Annotated in this window: 21 protein-coding genes, 2 pseudogenes and 1 riboswitch; of the genes and pseudogenes, 14 read left to right on the forward strand and 9 right to left on the reverse strand. The window is 76.2% G+C overall.

Annotation, left to right across the window (positions count from 1 at the left end):
• Window positions 1-193 (forward strand): annotated as a pseudogene (locus ACI8AF_RS23815) (NADPH-dependent F420 reductase); the annotation flags it as partial.
• Window positions 194-204: 11 nt separating this feature from the next.
• Window positions 205-750, forward strand: a complete 546-nt coding sequence (locus ACI8AF_RS23820; RefSeq protein WP_456542249.1) for a gluconokinase — start codon at window positions 205-207, stop codon at window positions 748-750.
• On the opposite strand, the gene ACI8AF_RS23825 is transcribed toward ACI8AF_RS23820, so the two are convergent.
• The 6 genes from ACI8AF_RS23825 to ACI8AF_RS23850 form a co-directional block, all read right to left on the reverse strand.
• Window positions 734-3337, reverse strand: a complete 2604-nt coding sequence (locus ACI8AF_RS23825) for an ATP-binding protein (protein WP_456542250.1) — start codon at window positions 3335-3337, stop codon at window positions 734-736. The genes ACI8AF_RS23820 and ACI8AF_RS23825 overlap by 17 nt on opposite strands.
• A gap of 91 nt (window positions 3338-3428) precedes the next feature.
• Window positions 3429-3860 carry a hypothetical protein gene (locus tag ACI8AF_RS23830; RefSeq protein WP_456542251.1) on the reverse strand — a complete coding sequence of 144 codons (432 nt, stop codon included), beginning with the start codon at window positions 3858-3860 and terminating at the stop codon, window positions 3429-3431.
• A gap of 52 nt (window positions 3861-3912) precedes the next feature.
• Complete coding sequence (locus tag ACI8AF_RS23835; RefSeq protein WP_456542252.1) at window positions 3913-4227, reverse strand: DMT family transporter; 315 nt, start codon at window positions 4225-4227, stop codon at window positions 3913-3915.
• An 11-nt stretch (window positions 4228-4238) separates the two neighbouring features.
• Window positions 4239-4304: riboswitch (guanidine-III (ykkC-III) riboswitch) on the reverse strand.
• A gap of 24 nt (window positions 4305-4328) precedes the next feature.
• Entirely contained in the window at window positions 4329-5207 is an 879-nt protein-coding gene (locus tag ACI8AF_RS23840) for a nucleoside hydrolase (RefSeq protein ID WP_456542253.1), read from the reverse strand.
• Window positions 5208-5209: 2 nt separating this feature from the next.
• Window positions 5210-6382, reverse strand: coding sequence for a 4-hydroxybenzoate 3-monooxygenase (locus ACI8AF_RS23845; protein WP_456542254.1), 1173 nt, complete (start codon window positions 6380-6382; stop codon window positions 5210-5212).
• Between the two features lie 50 nt (window positions 6383-6432).
• Window positions 6433-7209, reverse strand: a complete 777-nt coding sequence (locus tag ACI8AF_RS23850; protein ID WP_456542255.1) for an IclR family transcriptional regulator — start codon at window positions 7207-7209, stop codon at window positions 6433-6435.
• A gap of 72 nt (window positions 7210-7281) precedes the next feature.
• Here ACI8AF_RS23850 and pcaH point away from each other — a divergent pair, with 72 nt between their 5' ends.
• The 11 genes and pseudogenes from pcaH (at window position 7282) to ACI8AF_RS23905 (ending at window position 16931) form a co-directional block, all read left to right on the forward strand.
• Complete coding sequence (gene pcaH / locus ACI8AF_RS23855; protein ID WP_456542256.1) at window positions 7282-8028, forward strand: protocatechuate 3,4-dioxygenase subunit beta; 747 nt, start codon at window positions 7282-7284, stop codon at window positions 8026-8028.
• A complete protein-coding gene (gene pcaG / locus ACI8AF_RS23860; RefSeq protein ID WP_456542257.1) occupies window positions 8025-8678 on the forward strand; it encodes a protocatechuate 3,4-dioxygenase subunit alpha in 654 nt (217 codons plus the stop codon). The genes pcaH and pcaG overlap by 4 nt, the downstream gene beginning before the upstream one ends.
• 22 nt (window positions 8679-8700) lie before the next feature.
• The gene (gene pcaB / locus ACI8AF_RS23865; RefSeq protein ID WP_456542258.1) at window positions 8701-10026 is read left to right on the forward strand and encodes a 3-carboxy-cis,cis-muconate cycloisomerase; all 1326 of its coding nucleotides are present in this window, start codon (window positions 8701-8703) and stop codon (window positions 10024-10026) included.
• On the forward strand, window positions 10023-10796 hold the full coding sequence (pcaD, locus tag ACI8AF_RS23870; RefSeq protein WP_456542259.1) for a 3-oxoadipate enol-lactonase: 774 nt from the start codon (window positions 10023-10025) through the stop codon (window positions 10794-10796). The genes pcaB and pcaD overlap by 4 nt, the downstream gene beginning before the upstream one ends.
• Complete coding sequence (pcaC, locus tag ACI8AF_RS23875; RefSeq protein ID WP_456542260.1) at window positions 10793-11179, forward strand: 4-carboxymuconolactone decarboxylase; 387 nt, start codon at window positions 10793-10795, stop codon at window positions 11177-11179. Before pcaD ends, pcaC begins: the two co-directional genes overlap by 4 nt.
• The gene (locus ACI8AF_RS23880) at window positions 11176-12381 is read left to right on the forward strand and encodes an MFS transporter (RefSeq protein WP_456542261.1); all 1206 of its coding nucleotides are present in this window, start codon (window positions 11176-11178) and stop codon (window positions 12379-12381) included. The genes pcaC and ACI8AF_RS23880 overlap by 4 nt, the downstream gene beginning before the upstream one ends.
• A gap of 49 nt (window positions 12382-12430) precedes the next feature.
• Window positions 12431-13486 carry a Rieske 2Fe-2S domain-containing protein gene (locus ACI8AF_RS23885; RefSeq protein WP_456542262.1) on the forward strand — a complete coding sequence of 352 codons (1056 nt, stop codon included), beginning with the start codon at window positions 12431-12433 and terminating at the stop codon, window positions 13484-13486.
• Window positions 13483-13719, forward strand: coding sequence for a hypothetical protein (locus tag ACI8AF_RS23890; protein WP_456542263.1), 237 nt, complete (start codon window positions 13483-13485; stop codon window positions 13717-13719). Before ACI8AF_RS23885 ends, ACI8AF_RS23890 begins: the two co-directional genes overlap by 4 nt.
• A 70-nt stretch (window positions 13720-13789) precedes the next feature.
• Window positions 13790-14689 (forward strand): annotated as a pseudogene (locus ACI8AF_RS23895) (PDR/VanB family oxidoreductase); the annotation flags it as partial.
• A complete protein-coding gene (locus ACI8AF_RS23900) occupies window positions 14662-15453 on the forward strand; it encodes an IclR family transcriptional regulator (protein WP_456542264.1) in 792 nt (263 codons plus the stop codon). The pseudogene ACI8AF_RS23895 and the gene ACI8AF_RS23900, both read left to right, overlap by 28 nt.
• 17 nt (window positions 15454-15470) lie before the next feature.
• Window positions 15471-16931 carry a benzaldehyde dehydrogenase gene (locus tag ACI8AF_RS23905; RefSeq protein WP_456542265.1) on the forward strand — a complete coding sequence of 487 codons (1461 nt, stop codon included), beginning with the start codon at window positions 15471-15473 and terminating at the stop codon, window positions 16929-16931.
• 172 nt (window positions 16932-17103) lie between these two features.
• Here the strand turns inward: ACI8AF_RS23905 and ACI8AF_RS23910 are convergent, their stop codons facing one another.
• Entirely contained in the window at window positions 17104-17979 is an 876-nt protein-coding gene (locus ACI8AF_RS23910) for an alpha/beta fold hydrolase (RefSeq protein WP_456542266.1), read from the reverse strand.
• Between the two features lie 70 nt (window positions 17980-18049).
• On the opposite strand from ACI8AF_RS23910, the gene ACI8AF_RS23915 reads away from it, so the two are divergent.
• Window positions 18050-18550, forward strand: a complete 501-nt coding sequence (locus tag ACI8AF_RS23915; RefSeq protein ID WP_456542267.1) for a DUF4334 domain-containing protein — start codon at window positions 18050-18052, stop codon at window positions 18548-18550.
• An 8-nt stretch (window positions 18551-18558) separates the two neighbouring features.
• Here the strand turns inward: ACI8AF_RS23915 and ACI8AF_RS23920 are convergent, their stop codons facing one another.
• A complete protein-coding gene (locus ACI8AF_RS23920; RefSeq protein ID WP_456542268.1) occupies window positions 18559-19470 on the reverse strand; it encodes an anti-sigma factor RsbA family regulatory protein in 912 nt (303 codons plus the stop codon).
• Window positions 19467-20330, reverse strand: coding sequence for an MEDS domain-containing protein (locus tag ACI8AF_RS23925; protein ID WP_456542269.1), 864 nt, complete (start codon window positions 20328-20330; stop codon window positions 19467-19469). Before ACI8AF_RS23925 ends, ACI8AF_RS23920 begins: the two co-directional genes overlap by 4 nt.
• Between the last annotated feature and the right edge of the window lie 22 nt (window positions 20331-20352).

The following is a 20352-nucleotide window of genomic DNA, read 5'->3' on the forward strand; positions in this document are numbered from 1 at the left end:
CGTGATGGTGGTCGGGGACGACCGGGCGGCGATGGACCTGGTGCAGGCGCTGGCCGGGCGGCTGCCGGGGATGCGCGGGATCTACGCCGGGCGGCTGCGCAACGCCCGCCAGGTCGAGGCGCTGACGGTCAACCTGGTGTCGGTCAACCGCCGCTACAAGGCCCACGCCGGGATCCGCATCACCGACGTCTGAGGGGAGCAGCCGTGACGGAGTCCCCGCGGACGACCACGGTCGTGGTCATGGGCGTGTCCGGCGCCGGCAAGTCCACGGTGGCGGCCGAGCTGGTCGCCCGCCTGGGCTGGGAGTTCGCCGAGGGCGACGAGTTCCACCCGCCGGAGAACGTCGAGAAGATGCGCGCGGGCACCCCGCTGGACGACGACGACCGCCGGCCGTGGCTGCGCCGGCTGGCCGACTGGATCGGCGAGCACGAGCGCGACGGCCGCGACCTGGTGGTCACCTGCTCGGCGCTCAAGCGCGCCTACCGCGACGTGCTCTGCGACGGCCACCCCTCCGTGTGGTTCGCGCACGTCAGCGCCGATCCCGAGCTGATCCGCGGCCGGGTCGAGGCGCGCACCGGCCACTACATGCCGCCGTCCCTGCTCACCAGCCAGCTGGCGACCCTCGAGCCGCTCGAGCCCGACGAGCCGGGCGCCGTCGTGTCGGGGATCGCGCCGAAGGAGCAGGTCGCCGACGAGCTGCTGCGCCTGCTGTCGGCCGAGCGGCAGGTCCGCCCTACCGCGTCCGGATGACCACCGTCGTCCCGGCCGGGCTCGGGGTGGCGGTGATCTCGGCGACCGCGCTCATCAGCGCCGACCCGCGGCCGCGGTCCATGCTCGGCACCCGCTCGCGCCACTGGCCGTAGTCGCGCACGGCGATCTCCACCGCGCCGTCGCCCACCCGGGCCGAGACGTCGAAGAACGGCTCGGTCGGCTGCTGGGCGTGCTCGATGGCGTTGGTGGCGGCCTCGCACGCGGCCAGCACGAGGTCGTAGGCGTCGTCCTCGCCCACGCCGGCGTCGGCGAGCACGGCCCGCAGCCGCGCCCGCACGGCGGGGATGGACCGCGGGCTCGACGCGAACCGCCACGACGCCTCCGCCGTCCCGGTCACCGGGACCGGCGCCGGCCGCGGCTCGGGGACCGCGGCGGCGTCGCGCGGTTCGACGGGCCGGGGGAGGGCGACCGGGGACGCCGCCACGGTGGGCGCCGGCTCGCGGCCGGCCGCCCGCTCGACCAGCACCCGCACCCGGGCGACCAGCTCCGGCGCCTCGAACGGCTTGGCCAGGTAGTCGTCGACCCCGGCGGCGAAGCCCTCCACGGCGGCCTCCTGGCCGGCGCGGGCGGTGAGCATGAGCACCGGGATCCGCCGGGTGGCGGGGGAGCGGCGCAGCTCGCGCAGCAGCTCGAACCCGTCCATCCCCGGCATCATCACGTCGGTGACCACGAGGTCCGGCGGCTGCGCGGCCACCGAGGCCAGCGCCGACCGCCCGTCCGGGGCGGTGCGGACCGTCCAGTGCGGCGCGAGCAGCCGGGTCAGGTAGGTGCGCATGTCGGCGTTGTCGTCGACGACGAGCACGCTCGCACCGGAGACGGACGGCGGGGCGGCCGGGACGGCGGCGACGTCGTCCCACGGCACCGAGGCCGCGCCGGCCGCGTCCTCGGACGGCGCCGCGGCGGCGTGCCCGGGCGCGTCCGGGACGCCCCAGGGCACCCGCACCGTGAAGGTGCTGCCCTCGCCCGGGGTGCTCGCCACGGTGACGCTGCCGCCGTGCAGCCCGACGAGCTCGCGCACCAGGGCGAGACCCAGGCCGCTGCCCTCGCGGCTGCGCGCGGCGCTGTCGGCCACCCGGTGGAACCGCTCGAACAGCCGCGGGAGCTCCTCGGCGGGGATGCCCACGCCGGTGTCGGCGACGGTGAGCTCGAAGCCGTCGGCCCCCGCGCGCAGCGCGACGCGGATGCCCCCGACGAAGGTGTACTTCACCGCGTTGGCGACGAGGTTGACGACGACCTTCTCCCACATGCGGGGGTCGACGTGGGCGGGGCGCGGCAGCGGCGGGCAGTCGACGTCGAGCCGCAGGCCGGCCCGCTCGGCGGCCGAGCGCAGCAGGCCGGCCAGCTCGGCGGTCAGGCCCGGCACGTCGGTCTCGACCCGGACGGGGGTGGCCCGGCCGCCCTCGATGCGCACGAACTCGAGCAGGTCGTCGACCAGCCGCCGCAGCCGCCGGCCGTTGCGCAGCGCCAGCTCCAGCTGCTCGCGGGCGTCGGTGTCCAGCCCGCCCTCGCCGAGCAGGTCGGCGATCGGCGCCAGCAGCAGGGTCAGCGGCGTGCGCAGCTCGTGGCTGACGTCGGCGAAGAACGCCGTCTTGGCGCGGTCGAGCTCGGCCAGGGTCTCGGCCCGCTCCCGCTCGGCCGCGAAGGCGCGGGCGTTGACCACCGCGCCGGCGAACTGGCCGGCCAGCAGCTCGTGGAACGACCGGTACTCCGCGTCCAGCGCCCGGTTGGGGCTGACGCCGGCGACCAGCAGGCCCACCGGGTCGCCGTCCCGCCCGCCGGAGAGCGGCAGCGCCACGGCCTCGCGGACCGGGTCGCCCCAGGGACCGCCGGGGATCGCCAGCGTCCCGACGTCGCGGGGCAGCACCTCGGCGGCGGCGGCCACCGACGCCGGCAACCGCTCGGCGTCGCAGCCGCTGGTGGCGGCCAGGTGCAGCCGGCCGTCGGGGGCCGAGAGGTAGACCGCGGCGAACGGGACGTCGAGCGCCCCGCCGGCCAGGGCCGCGCACATCTGCTCGACGGTGGACCGCTCCTCGGCCAGCCGGCCCGCGGCCGCGGCCACCTCGTGCAGCAGGCTCTGCCGGCGCTCGGCCAGCACCTGCCGGGTGACCTCGGTGCACACGGCGTGCATCCCGGCGACCTCGCCGTCGTCGCCGTAGGCGGGGGCGTGCGAGACGGTGAAGTAGGTCTCCTCGCGGTACCCGGCGCGCTCGAGCAGGAGCAGCAGCTGCGGGATCCACGACGGCTCGCGGGCCGCCATCGCGTGCTCGACCGGCTCCTGCAGGGCCGCCCAGCCCTCGGCCAGGGTGATCCGCAGGTCGTCGCCGATGGCGCCGGGGTGCTTCGCGCCGATGAGCGTGGCGTAGGCGTCGTTGTAGAACTGCGTGTAGCCCGGGCCCCAGGCCAGGATCATCGGGAACCGCGAGGCCAGCACGGTCCGGACGGCGAAGCGCAGGCTGGCCGGCCAGGTCGCCACCGGGCCCACCGGGGTGGTGGCCCAGTCGAAGGCGGCCATCAGGCGGCCGTTGTCGCCCCCGTCGCGGAAGACGTCGGCAGCACCGGGCCCCACGGGTGGAACCGGGACCACAGCACCTCCAGCGGAGCACGTACGGGGGGCGACCAGCACGGTACCCGGCGCAACCGGGTGGGGCCCGACCGAGTCAGCCGTCCGGGTGCTCGCCCTCGTCCCGCCCGCGGCGGCGCAGCAGGCCGGTGACCGACCCCACCCGGGTCTGCGCCTGCCGCACCGAGGCGATCAGCGGCATGAGGTCGTCGTGGATGCGGCGGAGGGTGTCCGGGACGGTGTCGACGGCGGGGTCGTCGAGCACCCGGCCCAGCCGCTCCAGCCCGGGGCGCAGGGCGCGCACCGGTTCCTCGAGCTCCTCGACGAGGGCCTCCAGCCGCTCGGCGGTCCTCTGCGCCGAGGCGATGGTGTCCTTCGCCGTCGTCGTGGCGTCGGTCAGCTGCCGGACCGTGCCCTGCAGGTCGGCGAGCGTGCGCGGCAGCTGGGCCAGCGCCTCGGTCTGCCGCTGGAGGAGCTCCAGCAGCTCCGACAGGCCGGGGATGCGCCCGAAGCCGCGGAAGGGGTCCACGCCCAGCACCGTCGGGGACGGGACCGGCCCCCGCAACCGCACGCCCGGACGGCTACGCCGTCACCTTGAGGCCGATCACGCAGCCGACGATGCCCAGCAGCAGGAACACCCGGAGGACCGACACCGGCTCCAGGCCCGCCCACATGGCGTAGGCCGCGGTCAGGCCCGCGCCGATGCCGACCCACACCGCGTAGGCGGTGCCCAGCGGCAGCCCCCGCATGGCCCAGGCCAGGCCGACCATGCTGGCGACGACGGCCACGGCGAAGACCACGGTGGGCCCGAGCCGGCTGAAGCCCTCCGACCGGTGCAGGGCGGTGGCCCAGACGGCCTCGAGGACCCCGGAGACGACGAGGACGACCCAGTGCACGGCGCACGCTCCCGCCGCCGTCTTGTCGCGGACCGGGTACGGCGGTGCTCGTCCGGGGGCACGTCGGCGTGCCCTGCCCCCACTGTGGCACAGGTGGGCGGTCAGCCGCCCCGACGGTCCTCGTGGGCGCGCAGCTTGGCGAGCATGTCGCCGAACAGCAGCCGGGTGTCGACGTCGGTGTAGACCCGGCGGGCGGCGCCGACCGGCTCCGCCCGGGTCTCGGTCCAGCTGCTCGACTCGTCGCTCAGCGCGGTCACCAGCACGGGCGGGCTGTCGCCGAGCGGCCAGACGCCGCCGAGCCGGATCCAGTCGGGGAGCGGGAGCTCCAGGAACCGGGTCCACAGCCACCGGCCGACCGCGCCGCTGCCGGCCAGGTCGTGCTCGAGCTCGGCGACCGAGTACGCGCAGCGCCGGTAGGTCTCCAGCGGGAACTGCCAGACGGGGAGCGCCGACCGGCCGAAGACCAGGTCGGCCGCGGGCTGGTCGGTGTCCCGGTTGTACTCGGCCGCGTCGGCCCCCCGCGCCCCACCCACCCAGACCAGGGTGAGGCGGGAGGCGATGTCGGGCGCCTCGGCGAGCGCGGCCGCGACGTTGGTCAGCGGGCCCGCGCACACCAGGAACAGCGGCAGGTCGTCGTCCCGCCGCGCCTCGGCGGCGATGGCCGCCGACGCCGCCGACGCCGCCGACGCAGCCGCCGTCGTCCCGCCGTCGAACCCCGACTCGGCGCCGGCGTGCACCGGCGGCCGCACGGGGCCGCCGACCAGGTCGACCAGCTCGCGGGCCAGCGCCGCCCCCCGCTCCGCCGTCGTCCCCAGCTCGCCGAACACCGGGTTGAGGAAGGAGCTGGTGACCGCGACGACCCGGTTGGTCGGCGACAGCAGGTGGTGGGCCAGCGCGACGAGGCCGTCGGGGTCCCCGGCCCAGTCGTTGTCGACGACCACCCGGCACTGCTCCGCCAGGGGCAGCCCTCCGGCGGCCACCCTCAGTCCTCGATCGGCAGACCGGTGTAGTTCTCCGCGAGCTCGCGCGCGGCCGCCTCCGACGAGCAGACCCGCTGCAGCTGGGACAGCTGCAGCTCGGCGTCGAAGTCGTCGCCGGAGCGGTGCAGCATCGAGGTCATGAACCAGGAGAAGTGCTGGCAGCGCCAGACCCGCTCCAGCGCCTTGTCCGAGTAGGAGTCGACCAGGTCGGTCTGCTTCTCCTGCAACAGCCGCACCAGCGCCGTCGCCAGGCGGGTGACGTCGGCGACCGCCAGGTTCAGTCCCTTGGCGCCGGTGGGCGGCACGATGTGCGCGGCGTCGCCGGCGAGGAACAGCCGGCCGCGGCGCATCGGGGCGCTGACGAACGAGCGCATCGGCAGGATCGACTTGTCGGTGACCGGGCCGCGGTTGACCGACCAGCCCTCGTGCGCGAAGCGGGTGTCGAGGGCGTCCCAGATCCGCTCGTCGGACCAGTCCTCGATCTTCTCCGCGGGGTCGACCTGCAGGTACAGCCGCGAGACCTTCGGCGAGCGCATCGAGTACAGCGCGAAGCCGTCGGGGTGCCAGGCGTAGATGAGCTCGTCGGTGGCCGGAGCGGCGTCGGCCAGGATGCCCAGCCAGGCGTAGGGGTAGGTCCGCTCCCAGACCTTCTGCGCGGTGCCCTCGCCGACCACCTGCCGCGAGACGCCGTGGAAGCCGTCGGTGCCGGCGATCACGTCGCACTCGAGCACCTGCGGGGTGCCGTCGGCGTCGGTGAAGCGGATGCGCGGGCTGTCGCCGTCGACGTCCTCCGGCTGCACGTCGGAGACGTCGAAGAGCAGCGGCGGGCCGCCGTCGAGCTGGGCCTTGACGAGGTCCTTGACCACCTCGGTCTGGCCGTAGACCCAGACGGTCCGGCCGCACAGCTCCTTGAAGTCGAGCTGGTGGCGGGTGCCGGGGTACTGCAGGTGGATGCCGCGGTGCTCGAGGCCCTCCCGCTGCAGCCGGTCGCCGACGCCCGCGGCGACGAGCGTGTCGACCGAGTGCTGCTCGAGGATGCCGGCGCGGATGCGGGCCTCCACGTACTCGCGCGAGCGGTTCTCCAGGACGACGGAGTCGATGCCCTGGAGGGCCAGCAGTCGCGACAGCAGCAGGCCGGCCGGGCCGGCGCCGATGATCCCCACCTGAGTGCGCACGAGGGGAGTGTGACGGCCGCTACGCCGCGGCGGCGAGCGCCGCCTTCCGCTCAGCGGAAGGCGCCTGCTCGGGCCAGCTCCCGCCCGATGCCGCGTGCGGCCACCTCGAGCACGGGGACGAGGCGGACGACGTCGCGCCGGTGGGAGGGGACGACGAGGCCGAGGGCCCCGGCGACCACCGTGCCGGTGGAGCGCTCCACGGTGACCGGGACGGCGACGGAGGCGGTGCCCAGCGACATCTCCTCGGCGGTGCGGGCGAACCCGCGGCGGCGGATCTCGGTGAGCTCCCGGCGCAGCCGGCCGGGGTCGACGACGGTGTGCCGGGTCTCGCGGCTGAGCGTGCGCAGCACCTCCTCGACGACGTCGTCCGGGGCCGCGGCGAGCAGCACCTTGCCCACGCCGGTGGCGTGCAGCGGCAGCCGGCTGCCCACCTGGCTGACCACCGGCACCGACTCGCGCCCGGAGATCCGCTCGACGTACAACGCCCGCGTGCCCTCGCGGACGGCGAGGTGCACCGTGTCGCGGGTGGCGGTGTGCACGTCGAGCAGGAACGGCGCGGCCACCTGGCGCAGCTCGAGCTGCACGGGCGCCAGCAGGCCGAGGTCCCACAGCTTGCGCCCGATCTCGTAGCGGCCGTCGCCGCGCCGCGTGAGCGCTCCCCAGGCGGTGAGCTCGGCCAGCAGCCGGTGCGCGGTGGTCAGCGGCGTGCCGGAGCGCTCGGCGATCTCCGACAGCGACAGCCGGGGGGCCGCGCTGTCGAAGGCGTCGAGGACGGCGAGGGCGCGGCTGGTCACCGACCGCCCGGGCGCCGCGCTGCGTCCCGCCATCGCCGTCCGTTCCTTCCACTCGCCGGAAGCCTCCGCTTGGGGAGGGTACGGCCGGGCCGTACCTTTCCGGCTATGACCGGCACCACATCGCAGAGCGGGCTGATCGTGCCGCGCTACCTGCGCGAACCCGACGCGACGCGCACCCCCGTCGGCTTCCCGGACTACCGGAGCACCGCGCTGCGCGCCCCGCTGCGGACGCCGGTCGACCTGCCGCACCGGCTGACCGAGGTCACCGGCCCGGTGCTGGGCGAGGACCGCGTGCGGCCCGCCGACGCCGACCTGACCTGGCGCAACGGCGGCGAGGCCCTCGGCCAGCGGATCCTGGTGCACGGCCGCGTGCTCGACAGCGGCGGCCGCCCGGTGCCCGACGCGCTGGTCGAGGTGTGGCAGGCCAACGCGTCCGGTCGCTACCGGCACGTCGTCGACAACTGGCCCGCCCCGCTCGACCCGCACTTCGACGGCCTCGGCCGCGTGGTCACCGACAGCCTGGGCCGCTACGAGTTCATGACGATCAAGCCCGGCGCCTACCCGTGGGGCAACCACCACAACGCCTGGCGGCCGGCGCACATCCACTTCAGCCTGTTCGGGCGGGCCTTCACCCAGCGGCTGGTCACCCAGATGTACTTCCCCGACGACCCGCTGTTCGGCCAGGACCCGATCTTCAACGCCATCCCGGCCGCCGCCCGGCACCGCGCGATCAGCCGCTTCTCCCTCGAGCGCACCCAGGACAACTGGGCGCTGGCGTTCGAGTGGGACATCGTGCTGCGCGGCACCGAGCAGACGCCGTTCGAGACCGACGACGACGGAGATGTCGCGTGACGACCGTGGACCCGCTGGACGTCCCGCCGGACCCGGCCGAGCCCTTCCAGCCCCGCTCGGGGCAGCGCGGCAGCGGCTTCCTCACCGGTCCGCTGCGGCTGGGGACGACGCCGAGCGCGACCGTCGGGCCGTACCTGGCGATCGGCCTGACCTGGCCCGACGGGGTCTTCGCCGCCACCGAGGGCACCCCGGGCGGCTTCTGGATCCGCGGCCGGGTGTTCGACGGCGCCGGCGACGTGGTGCCCGACGCGATGGTGGAGACGTGGCAGGCCGACCCCGACGGCCGCTTCGCCTCCCCGGAGGACCCGCGCGGCGCCTCGGCGTACCCGGGCTTCCGCGGCTACGCCCGCGCCCAGACGATCTCCGGCGGGTTCGAGGTGTTCACGCTCAAGCCCGGCCGGGTGCCCGACGGCGAGGGCGGGCTGCAGGCGCCGCACGTCGACGTCTCGGTCTTCGCCCGCGGCCTGCTCGACCGCGTGGTCACCCGGATCTACTTCGCCGACGAGGCCGAGGCCAACGCCGAGGACGTCGTCCTGCGCGGGCTGCCCGAGGAGCGGCGGCGGACGCTGGTCGCCGAGCCGACCGGCGACGGCTACCGCTTCGACGTCCACCTGCAGGGGGACGACGAGACCGTCTTCTTCGCCGTCTGAGCCGCTCCGGTAGAACCGACCCGTGAGTGGTCTCTGGAGCGGCACGTTCGCCCGCGGGGGAGCGGCCGCGGCCGTCTCCGACGAGGCGTGGCTGCGCGCGCTGCTCGAGGTCGAGGCCGCCCTCGCTCGCGCCGCCGCGCGCACCGGCCTCGTCCCGACGACGGCCGCCGACGCGGTGACCGCGGCCTGCGCCGACCCGTCGCGGCTCGACCTGGCCGCCGTGGTCGCCCGGGCGGCCGACGCCGGCAACCCGGTGCCGCCCCTGGTGAAGGTCGTGCAGGCGGCCGTGGGCGAGCGCGACGCGGTGGCCGTGCACGTCGGCGCCACCAGCCAGGACGTCGTCGACACGGCGCTGGTGCTGCTGGCCCGCGCGGCGATCGCGGCGATCGACACCGACCTGGCCGCCGCCGCGCGGTCCGCCGCGGGCCTCGCCCGCGACCACGCCGACGACCCGGTCATGGGCCGCACCCTGATGCAGCAGGCGCTGCCGACGACGTTCGGGCTCAAGGCGGCCGGCTGGCTGGCCGGCCTCGACGGCGCGCGCGAGCGCCTGGCCGAGGTGGTCGCGTCGCTGCCGGTGCAGTACGGCGGAGCGGTCGGCACCCTGGCGGCCAGCAAGGGGTCCGGCACCGACGTGCGGGCCCGGCTGGCCGAGGAGCTCGGCCTGGTCGCGACCGCGGCCCCCTGGTTCACCGTGCGGCTGCCGGTCGCCGACCTGGCCGGCGCGCTGGGCGCGGCCGCCGGCGTGGTGGCCACGGTCGCCGTCGACGTCGTCCTGCTCGCGCAGACCGAGGTGGCCGAGGCCGCCGAGGTGGCCGAGGGGCGCGGCGGGTCGTCGGCGATGCCGCACAAGGCCAACCCGGTCGCCGCGATCTCGGCGCGGGCCTGCGCCCGCCGCGCGCCCGGCCTGGTCGCGACGCTGCTCGCGGCGATGGAGCAGGAGCACGAGCGGGCCGCCGGTGCCTGGCACAGCGAGTGGCCCGCGCTCACCGACCTGCTGACGACGGTCGGCTCGGCCGCCTCCTGGCTGGCCGAGAGCCTCGCCGTCCTCCGCGTCGACGCCGACCGCATGGCGGCGACCGTCGCGGCCGCCGCCGAGCCGGCGCTGGCGCAGCGGGTCACCGACGCGCTGGCCGAGACCCTGGGGCGGGCCGCCGCGCACGAGGCCGTGGCCGACGCCGCCCGCCGCGCGCGGGAGACCGGCCTGCCGCTGGCCGCCGTCCTGGCCGAGCGGACCGACCTGGACCGCGGCCTGCTGGAGGCGTCGGGGCCCGACCTCGGCGAGGCCGTGGCGCAGGTCGAGGCCGTGCTGGCCGAGCACGCCGCACTGACGGAGGGGACCGCATGACAGCCGTCGAGGTCGAGCACACCGCCGACGGGCCGGCCGACGCGCCGGTCGTCGTCCTGGCCAACTCCCTGGGCGCCACCCGCGCCATGTGGGAGCCGCAGGTGCCGGCGCTGGCCGAGCGGTTCCGGGTGCTCACCTACGACATGCGCGGCCACGGCACCTCGCCGGCGCCGGCCGGCCCGTACACCCTCGACGACCTGGTGGACGACCTCGTGGGCCTGCTCGACCGGGTCGGCGCCGAGCGCGCGCACGTCGCCGGGGTGTCGATCGGCGGCATGGTCGCCATGCGGCTGGCCGCCCGCGAACCGCAGCGGGTCGACCGGCTCGCCGTCCTGTTCAGCTCGGCGAAGACCGAGCCGCAGGGCTTCCTCGACCGGGCCGCGGCCGTGCGCGCCGGCGGCACCGCGCCGATCGCGCCGACCGTGGTCAGCCGCTGGCTGACGCCGGGGTACGCCGCCGAGCACCCCGACCTGGTCACCCGGCTGCAGGCGCAGATCGCCCAGGCCGACGACGAGGGCTACGCGGCGTGCGCCGAGGTGGTCGCCCGCGTGGACCTGCGCGAGGACCTGCCGCGGATCACCGCGCCCACGCTGGTGGTCTCGGCCGCCGAAGACCAGGCGCTGCCGCCGGAGCACCAGCGGGCGATCGCCGCGGGCATACCGGGCGCCGAGCTGCTCACCGTGAGCCCGGGCGCCCACCTGGCCAACCTGGAGCGGACGCTGGAGGTCACCGGCGCCCTGCTCGCCCACTTCGACGGAGGCGCCCGGTGACGAGCGACGACGACCGGCGCGCGGCCGGCATGCGCACCCGCCGGGAGGTGCTGGGCGACGCCTGGGTGGACCGGGCGGTCGCCGGCACCACCCCGTTCACCGCGGACTTCCAGGACTTCATCACCCGCACCGCCTGGGGCGACCTGTGGCAGCGGCCCGGCCTGGCCCGGCGCGACCGCAGCCTGCTCACGCTCGCCATCACCATCGCGCTGCGGCACTGGGACGAGTTCGCGCTGCACGTGCGCGCGGCGAAGAACAACGGGCTGACCGACGAGGAGATCGCCGAGGTCATCCAGCACGCCGCGATCTACGCGGGGGTGCCCGCGGCCAACCACGCCTTCAAGGTCGCGAAGACCGTCCTCGAGGAGCTGCGGGAGGCATGAGCCGGCCGGCCGGCACCGGGCTGCTCCTGGCGGCCGTGCTGCTGACCGGCCTCAACCTGCGCGGCGCGATCGCCGCGGTCTCGCCGGTGCTGCCCGAGGTCCGGGCCGACCTGGGGCTCTCCCCGACGGTGGCCGGGCTGCTCACCACCCTGCCCGTGCTGTGCTTCGCCGCGCTGGCGCCGGCCGCCGCGGATCTGGGCCGGCGGCTGGGCGCCGAGCGCGCCGTCCTCGCCGGGCTGCTCCTGCTCGCGGCGGCCACGGCGCTGCGGGTGCTGGACGGCGCGCCCGTCCTCCTGGCCGGCACGTTGCTGGTCGGTGCCGCGATGACCGTGGGCAACGTGCTGCTCCCGCCGGTCGTCAAGCGGGAGTTCGGCCCGCGGGCGGGCACGGTCACCGGCCTGTACACGACCACGCTGGCCGCGGGCGCCGCCGCCACCGCGGCGGCCACCGCCCCGCTCGCCGCGCTCTGGGGCTGGCGGGCCGCGCTGGCGAGCTGGGCGGTGCTCGCGCTGGTCGCCGCCGCCGTCTGGGCCCGCGCGACCGGCTCGGCCGGGACGGGGGAGGCCGCACCGGCGGCCCGGGGGAGCGGGGTGCCGGTGTGGCGGCTGCCGCTGGCGTGGGCGGTCGGCGCCGTCCTGGCCCTGCAGTCGGCGCTCTACTACGCGGTGACGGCGTGGCTGCCGAGCCTGCTGCTCGACGAGCTGGGCAGCATCGACGCCGGGGCGGCGGCCGCGACGACGTTCCAGCTGGTCGGCATCCCGGGCACGCTGGTCGTCCCCCTGGTGGTGCGGCGGTGGTCGGGTCAGCGGGTGCTCGGGGTCGCGGTGGCCGCGGCCTGGGCGGCCTTCGTCGTCGGGCTGCTGCTGGCCCCGGCCGCCTGGCCGGTCTGGACCGTGGTGGGCGGGCTGGCGCAGGGCGCCGGCATCGCGTTCGCCTTCACCCTCGTCGTGCTGCGCAGCGCCGACGAGGACGAGGCCCGCCGCCTGTCGGGGATGACGCAGCTGGTCGCCTACAGCACCGGGGCGCTGGGGCCCCTCGCCGTCGGCGCGCTCTACTCGGCCAGCGGCGGCTGGGTGCTGCCGCTGCTGCTGCTCACCGCGCTCGCCGTCGGGTACGGGCTCGCCGCCGTGGTCGCCGGCCGGCCCGGCACGCTTTCGGATCGTCTTCCACCACGTGGAAGTGACCTACGCGCGGACCGGTGACGGCGGTCACCCTCGTCGGGACACCGCCGTCCCGGGAGGAGACCCGCGCATGACCTCGATCGTCCGCGACCAGTGGTACGTGGCCGCCTACGGCCGCGAGGTGGGGCGCGAGCTGTTCAGCCGCACGATCTGCGGCGAGTCGATCCTCTTCTGGCGCACCGGGGCCGGCGAGGTCACGGCGATGAGCGACCGGTGCGTGCACCGCCGGTTCCCGCTGTCGCAGGCGCCCAGCCACCTCGTCGGCGACACCGTCGTCTGCGGCTACCACGGCTTCACCTACGGTGCCGACGGCGTCTGCGTCGCCGTGCCGGGGCAGACCCGCGTCCCCCGGACCGCGCGGCTGAAGCGCTACCCCGTCGTGGAGCAGGACTCCTTCGTGTGGGTGTTCATCGGCGACCCCGACCGGGCGGACTCGGTGCGCATCCCGCGGGCGCCCTGGCTGGACCAGGAGGGCTGGACCGTCGTGTCCGGCATGGAGCCGCTCGCCGCCCGCGCCAGCCTGCTGGTCGACAACCTCATGGACCTCTCGCACGAGACCTACCTGCACGGCGGCTACATCGGGACGCCGGAGGTGGCCGAGACGCCGATCACCACCGAGGTCGACGAGGAGGCCGGCGTCGTCCGGGTCTCGCGGCACATGGCCGACGCCGCCTGCCCGCCGTTCTACGCGAGGAGCACGGGCATCGAGGGTCGGATCACCCGCTGGCAGGACATCGAGTTCACGCCGCCCTGCCTGTACACGCTGCACTCGCGGATCGCGCCGGTCGGCGTGCTGCCGAACGCCGACGGCACCGACCCCGACGCGTTCCACGTCGAGGTCGTCTACGCGATCACGCCGGAGACCGAGTCCTCCACGCACGACTTCTGGGCGGTCGCTCGCGACTTCGCGCTCGACGACCAGGGGGTGTCCGACTTCCTGGCGGAGAACAACCGCACCGTCGTCCTGCAGGACGTCGAGGCGCTCGACGTGCTGGAGCGGGTGATCGCCGGCGAGCCCGACGGCTACCAGGAGCTGTCGATCAACATCGACACCGGCGGGCTGGCCGCGCGCCGGATGATCGCCGCGCTGGCGGCGGGGCCGGCGGCGGTGGAGGCGGCCCGGTGAGCGTGCTCCGGGTGGAGTGGCTGCCGGGCTCCGACCGGCTGCACGGCACCTGCCACTGCGGCGCGGCGGCCGAGGGGGAGGACCCGGTCGCGATGTGGGAGTGGCTGCAGGCCCATCCGAACCACCCCGAGGGAGGTGCCGCGGCCCCGGTGCCGTCACCATGGCCGACGCCCCCTGCCCACGTCGTCACCGACCCGGCGCGCGTCCTCGACCGCGCGCCCGTGCTCGTCTGAGGAGCCGATGGACATCCAGACAGCCGCCGAGGTCGACCTCCGGCTGCGGGTCGACCGCCGCACCACCGGCGCCGAAGGCGTCGTCGTCCTCGACCTGCGCGACCCGTCCGGCGCCGACCTGCCGCCGTGGTCGCCGGGCGCGCACGTCGACCTCCGGCTGCCGGGCGGGCTGGTCCGCCAGTACTCGCTGTGCGGCGACCCGGCCGACCGCTCGGTGTGGCGGATCGCCGTGCTGCGCGAGCAGGACGGCCGGGGCGGCTCGGCGCACGTGCACGACCGGGTCCTCGAGGGCGACCCGGTGGCGGTGCGCGGGCCGCGCAACCACTTCGAGCTGGTGCCGGCCGAGCGCTACCTGTTCGTCGCCGGCGGCATCGGGATCACGCCGATCCTGCCGATGATCACCGCCGCCGAGCGGGCCGGCGCGGCGTGGGAGCTGCACTACGGCGGCCGCAGCCGCCGGTCGATGGCGTTCCTCGAGGCGCTGGAGGAGGCCACCGGCAACACCGTCGTGCACCCGCAGGACGAGGTGGGGCTGATCGACCTCGACCGCGTGCTCGGCGAGCCCCGGCCCGGCACGCTCGTCTACTGCTGCGGGCCCGAGCCGCTGCTGCTCGCCGTCGAACAGCGCTGCGCCGGCTGGCCGGCCGGGTCGCTGCACGTCGAGCGGTTCGCGCCCAAGGACGTCGGCGAGCCGGTGCTCACCGGCGCGTTCGAGGTCGAGCTGGCGACGTCGGGGAGGACGCTGACCGTGCCGCCGGACCGCTCGGTGCTCGAGGTGGTGGAGGACGCCGGCGTCTTCGTCCTCTCCTCCTGCCAGGAGGGCACCTGCGGCACCTGCGAGACGGCGGTGCTCGCCGGCGAGGTCGACCACCGGGACTCGCTGCTGACGCCGGACGAGCAGGCCGCGAACGACACGATGTTCATCTGCGTCTCCCGCGCGGCATGCCCGAAACTGGTGCTCGACCTCTGAGCGGCCGCCGCACCGCCACCACCAAGCTGCTCGACGTCCTCGGGGCGTTCGGGCGGGAGCGGCCGGCGCTGTCGCTGTCCGAACTGGCCCGCCTGACCGGCGTCCCCCTGTCGACGGCGCACCGGCTGGTGGGGGAGCTGTGCGGCTGGGGCGCGCTGGAGCGCGGGGACGACGGCCGCTACCGGGTGGGCCTGCGGATCTGGGAGCTCGGCGCGCTGGCCCCGCGCGGGCTCGGCCTGCGCGAGGCGGCCCTGCCGTTCATGGAGGACCTGTACGAGGTCACCCACGAGAACGTGCAGCTGGCGGTCCGCGACGACGTCGAGGTGGTCTACGTGGAGCGGTTCGCCGCCCGCGACGCCGTCGCCGTCTACACGCGGGTCGGCGGCCGGTTCGCGCTGCCGCCCACCGGGGTCGGGCTGGTGCTGCTGGCGCACGCGCCGGTCGAGGTGCAGGAGCGGGTGCTGGCCGGCCCGCTGCAGCGGTACACCGCGCACACGATCACCGACCCGGGGCGGCTGCGCCGGGTGCTGGCCGAGGTGCGGCGCACCGGGGTGGCGGTGAGCGACCGCCAGGTGACCGACGACGCCGTCTCGGTGGCCGCGCCGGTGGAGCAGCGAGGCGTCGTGGTGGCGGCCCTGTCGATCGTGGTGCGCGGCAGCTCGCCGGCCGCCGTCCGCGCTTTCACGCCCGGTGTGCGGGCGGCGGCCCGGGGCATCTCTCGGGTGCTGACGGGGAGAGACTCGACCGCAGAGCAGCGGTCCTGACACGGAGGAGAGACGACATGGCACTGCTGGACGACGGCGCCTGGCACGGCAAGGTCTGGACCGGCGCCTGGACCGACGGGTCGGGCGGCACCTACGACGCGGTGGAGCCGGCGACCGGCGACGTGATCGCCCCGGTCGGCAAGGCGACGCCGGAGGACGTGTCGGCCGCCACCGAGCGCGCGGTCACCGCGCAGCGGGCGTGGGCGGCGGCGCCGTTCGAGGAGCGGGCCCGGGTGCTGCGCCGGGCCGGCGAGGTGCTCGAGGCGCACGCCGACGAGATCAGGGGCTGGCTGGCGCGGGAGTCCGGCGCGATCCAGCCGTTCGGCGACTTCCAGGTGCACACCTCGGCGGCCGAGTGCTACGAGGCCTCGGCGCTGCCGTCGCACCCGTACGGCGAGCTGCTGCGGACCGGCACCCCGCGGCTGTCCTTCGCCCGGCGGCTGCCGGCGGGCGTGGTCGGCGTGATCGCGCCGTTCAACGTGCCCACGATCCTGGCCATCCGCGCGGTCGCCCCGGCGCTGGCGCTGGGCAACGCGGTGATCCTCAAGCCGGACCCGCGCACGGCCGTCTCCGGCGGCGCGATGTTCGCCCGCGTCTTCGAGGAGGCCGGGCTGCCCGCCGGTGTGCTGCAGGTGCTGCCCGGCGGCGCCGACGTCGGCGAGGCCCTGGTGGTCGAGCCCGGGGTGCGGGTGATCGCGTTCACCGGCTCGACGCGGGCCGGGCGATCGGTCGGGGCGCTGGCCGGCCAGCACCTCAAGCGGGCGCACCTCGAGCTCGGCGGCAACTCGGCGCTGATCGTGCTGCCCGACGTCGACGTGGCCGCCGCGGCGTCGGTCGGGGCGTGGGGCACCTTTGCCCACCAGGGGCAGATCTGCATGGCGACCAGCCGGCACCTGGTGCACCGCGACATCGCCGAGGAGTACACGGCGATCCTCACCGAGAAGGTCGAGAAGCTGCCGGTCGGCGACCCGTTCCGCGAGCAGGTCGCGATGGGCCCGCTGATCGACGCCGGCCAGCGGGACCGGGTGCACGGGCTGGTCACCGCCTCGGTCGACGGCGGCGCCACGGTGCGCACCGGCGGTACCTACGACGGGCTGTTCTACCGGCCCACCGTGCTCGGCGACGTCCCGGTGGACGCCCCGGCCTACCAGGAGGAGATCTTCGGCCCGGTCGCCCCGGTGACGCCGTTCTCCACGCTCGACGAGGTGGCCGAGCTGGCCGCGGGCACCGAGTACGGGCTCAGCCTGGGCATCCTCACCCGCGATGTGTACGCGGGGCTGCAGCTGGCCGAACGCATCCCGAGCGGTCTGGTGCACATCAACGACCAGACGGTCAACGACGAGGCGGTGGCCCCGTTCGGCGGCGTCGGCGCGTCCGGTACCGGCTCCCGGCACGGCGGCCCGCAGGCCAACATCGAGGCGTTCACCGAGACGCAGTGGGTCACGCTGCGCGGCGACCTGCCCGCCTACCCGTTCTGAGCGTCCGGCCGGCGGCCGCCCTGCGGCCGCCGGCCGGTCACTCGCAGTCGTCGTGGCAGGCGCACGCGCAGTCGTGGGTGCAGAACGTGTGGTTGCCCTGATCGCAGGGGGTCTGCTGCATGGGTGGCTCCTTCGCCCTCTGTGTCGCGGACCACACCCTAAGCGACGAACGTCACACGGCCGTGGCGGCAGGCCAGAGCGCGAGCAGCGTCCGCAGGCCGGTGACGAGGGCCAGCGGCCGGTCGAGCATCGGGTGGTGGCCGGCGTCGGGCAGGTCGACGACCGGCAGCGTGCCCGGGACCAGCCGGCCCATCTCCGCCGCCATCTCGGGGCTGACCAGACCGTGCTCGCAGCGGAACAGCGCCACCGGGCAGCCCAGCTGCGGGAGGAGGTCGCGCAGCAGCAGCCGGCGGCCGAAGAAGGTCGGGTCGAACTTCCACGTCCAGCCGCCCTCCACCGGCCGCAGCGACTGCCGGGCCACGTACCGCCCGATGTAGGGCAGGACGACGTCCTGCGGCGGCAGGGTGCGGAACCGCGCCACGGCCTCGTCCAGGTCGGGGTGGGGCCGGCGGGGACGGCGCATCTCGGCCAGCCGCGCCTCCTCCGGCGGCTGGTCGTTGAGCGGCGAGTCGATGTAGGCCACCGCGGCCACGGCGTCGGGGTGCTCGACGCCGGTGGTGACGGCCACCCAGCCGCCCATGCTGTGCCCGACCACCACCGGCCGGTGCAGCGCCTCGGCCTCGCAGACGGTGACGATCTCCCGCGCCCACTGGCGCATGTCGTAGATCTCGCGGTGGCCGCTGTCGCCGTGGCCGGAGAGGTCGAGCGCGACCACCCGGTGCGAGGACAGCTGCGGGGCGACGTGGTCCCACCAGCCGGAGTGCGCCGCGCCGCCGTGCACGAGCACCAGCCCGGGCGCCCCCACCGGCCCCCACACGCGGTAGTGCACCCGCGTGCCGTCGACCTCGACGTCGCGGTGCTCGGGTGCCGCGGCCAGCGCGCGGGCGAACCACGCCGGGGCGCCGGTGCCCGCCGGGTCCTGGGTCATGCCGGTCCTCCTCGGTGCTGCGGTGCGCCCCGATCCTCTCCGGCGGCTCCCGGCGGCTAGCGTCCGGGGCATGGACGCCGGTGCCGCGCTCACGTGGTTCGACCGCTCACCGGCCGTGACGCCGGACGAGCTGACCGGCCGGTGGCGGGGGAGCGGGCTGCCCACCGGGCACCGCCTCGACGGGCTGCTCGAGGCCTACGGCTGGTACGGCAAGGAGTTCCTCGACGCCGAGACCGTGCACCCGCTGCTGTTCCGCGACCGCTCCGGGGTCCCGCACCCGGTCGACCCGGCGCACGCCCCGCTGGGCCTGCTGTTCCGGCTGCCCCAGCTGGCCCGCACGCCCGTGGCCCGGCTGGGCTTCGCCGCCGTCCGGCCGCTGCGCCGCACCCGCCGGCCGGCGGCCCGGTTGCGCGCCGTGGAGCACCGCGGTGTGACCACCGCGGCGATGGTCTACGACGCGCTGCCGGTGATCGACGTCTTCCGCCGGACCGGGCCCGGCTCCCTGCTGGGTCTCATGGACGCCCGCGGCCTCGACGACCCGTTCTTCTTCGTCCTCGAGCGCGACGCCTGACGGCCGGCTCAGAGCCAGGTCAGGACGCGCACGGTCGTGCCGGCGTCGGACGAGCGCAGCTGGACGAGGTCGGCGAGCTGGTTGACCAGGTACAGGCCGCGGCCGCCGGTGGCGTCGGGGGCCGGCCGCAGCCGGCCGGTGAGCGGTTCGGCGAGGCGGCCGGCGTCGGAGAACTCGAGGACGGCGGCGCCGTCGGCCACCCACATCCCGACGGTGCCGCCGCCCCCGGCGTGCCGGATGCCGTTGCTCGCCAGCTCCGCGGCGATCAGCTCGAGGTCCTCGACGCGGTCCCGGGGCAGGCCGCAGGAGCGGGCCCAGGAGCGCACGGTGCGCCGCACCGCGGGCAGGTCGCCGGCCCGGTAGCCGCCGCGCAGCACGGCACCCGGCGGCGGGGGCAGGGCGGCGGCGAGGGCGGCCCGGTCGCCGGCGTCGTCCGGGCCGGCGTGCGGGTGCGTGGTACGCGCGTGCGCGCACACCTCCGCGGGCAGCCGCGCCTCGTCGTACGGGCACAGCAGCCGCCAGGCGGGGCCGCTCCCGAAGGCGCGGTTGAGCAGCCGCTCGTGCAGCCCGCACTCGACGAGCTCGGCCGGGCGGCGGCCGGCGTAGGCCGGCTCGCCGACGCCGCGGAGCTGCCGCCCCTGCGCGGTGGCCCGGGCGAGGGCGTCGGCCCAGACGTCGATGATCCGCGCCGGGTTGCCGCCGACCTCCGCCATGTCCAGCCAGGTCACGGCGTCGCCGGCCGGTCCCAGCGCCGAGCGCAGCTGGTCGAGGCGGGGCCGCGGCTCGGCGACGACGACCACCTCGCCGGCGGCGAGGCCGGCGCGCACGAACTCCCCGGCGCCGGTGGTGAACCCCTCGGCGTCCCGGTAGAAGAACCCCTCGTGCGCGAACCCGGGCACGGGCTCGGCCGCCGTGGTCACGCAGGCGGCTCCACGAAGGCGACGGAGACGTGCTCGTCGAAGCCGAGCACGGCCCACATCCGCCGGAGGAGGCGGGAGGCGCCGACGAACTCGACGCGAGCCGGGCGCTCCTGCACCTGCCGGGCCCAGCGGGCCAGCGCGCGGCAGCCGCCCACGTCGACGAACTGCAGCCGGGTCAGGTCGATGCGCACCACCGCACCCTCGACGTGCGTCCCGCCGAGCACCCGGCCGAGGCGTTCCGCGCCGAAGGCGTCGACGCACCCGCCCACCGTCAGCGTGCCGCCGTCGAACCAGACGCGGAACGGCGGGCCCTCGTCGCGCGGGCGCACCTGCGGGTGGACCGAGGCGACGTCGGCCAGGGCCTCCGGCTCGAGGTCGGCGCGGTAGGCGCACAGCGCCACCATGCCGGAGCCCGAGGCCATGTACTCGTCGGCCAGGTGCTCCCAGCGCACCAGGTCGGCGCGGCGGTCGGGGTCGGCGGCCAGGTCGCTCACGTCGGCGACGACGCGCAGCCCGTGGAAGCCGTCGGCGACGGCCTGCCGCGTGGCGGCGTCGTAGAAGGCGAGCTGCTCCCCGGGGACGAAGGCCGCCGATCCCTGGTAGCCGGCGCGGACGTCGAGCACCTCGAGCTCGCCGCGGTCGATCAGGCCGGCGACGTCGGCCAGCGGACCCGACTCGGCGCGGATGAGCCGGGCGTGCCCGGGGTCGCCGATCCACAGCAGCCGGTCGCCGGCGGCCAGCCCCTCCTCGAGGTAGCGGCGCGCGGCACCGGTCAGGTCGTCGGCGTCGTCGTAGACCCAGCAGATGTGCCCGGCCGCCGCCGTCCCCGTGGGGTCGGTGAGCAGTCCCTCGGCGCGCACGCGTTCACCGTAGGAGCCCAGC

The organism is Blastococcus sp. SYSU D00669 (assembly GCF_054050715.1).

What these genes read in the sequence shown, in the direction of transcription:
- ACI8AF_RS23850 (WP_456542255.1), bottom strand. Translation starts at nt 7,209, where the DNA reads ATGGCGGGACGCAGCGCGGCGCCCGGGCGGTCGGTGACCAGCCGCGCC.
- pcaH (WP_456542256.1), top strand. Translation starts at nt 7,282, where the DNA reads ATGACCGGCACCACATCGCAGAGCGGGCTGATCGTGCCGCGCTACCTG.
- pcaD (WP_456542259.1), top strand. Translation starts at nt 10,023, where the DNA reads ATGACAGCCGTCGAGGTCGAGCACACCGCCGACGGGCCGGCCGACGCG.
- ACI8AF_RS23880 (WP_456542261.1), top strand. Translation starts at nt 11,176, where the DNA reads ATGAGCCGGCCGGCCGGCACCGGGCTGCTCCTGGCGGCCGTGCTGCTG.
- ACI8AF_RS23885 (WP_456542262.1), top strand. Translation starts at nt 12,431, where the DNA reads ATGACCTCGATCGTCCGCGACCAGTGGTACGTGGCCGCCTACGGCCGC.
- ACI8AF_RS23900 (WP_456542264.1), top strand. Translation starts at nt 14,662, where the DNA reads ATGCCCGAAACTGGTGCTCGACCTCTGAGCGGCCGCCGCACCGCCACC.
- ACI8AF_RS23905 (WP_456542265.1), top strand. Translation starts at nt 15,471, where the DNA reads ATGGCACTGCTGGACGACGGCGCCTGGCACGGCAAGGTCTGGACCGGC.
- ACI8AF_RS23910 (WP_456542266.1), bottom strand. Translation starts at nt 17,979, where the DNA reads ATGACCCAGGACCCGGCGGGCACCGGCGCCCCGGCGTGGTTCGCCCGC.
- ACI8AF_RS23915 (WP_456542267.1), top strand. Translation starts at nt 18,050, where the DNA reads ATGGACGCCGGTGCCGCGCTCACGTGGTTCGACCGCTCACCGGCCGTG.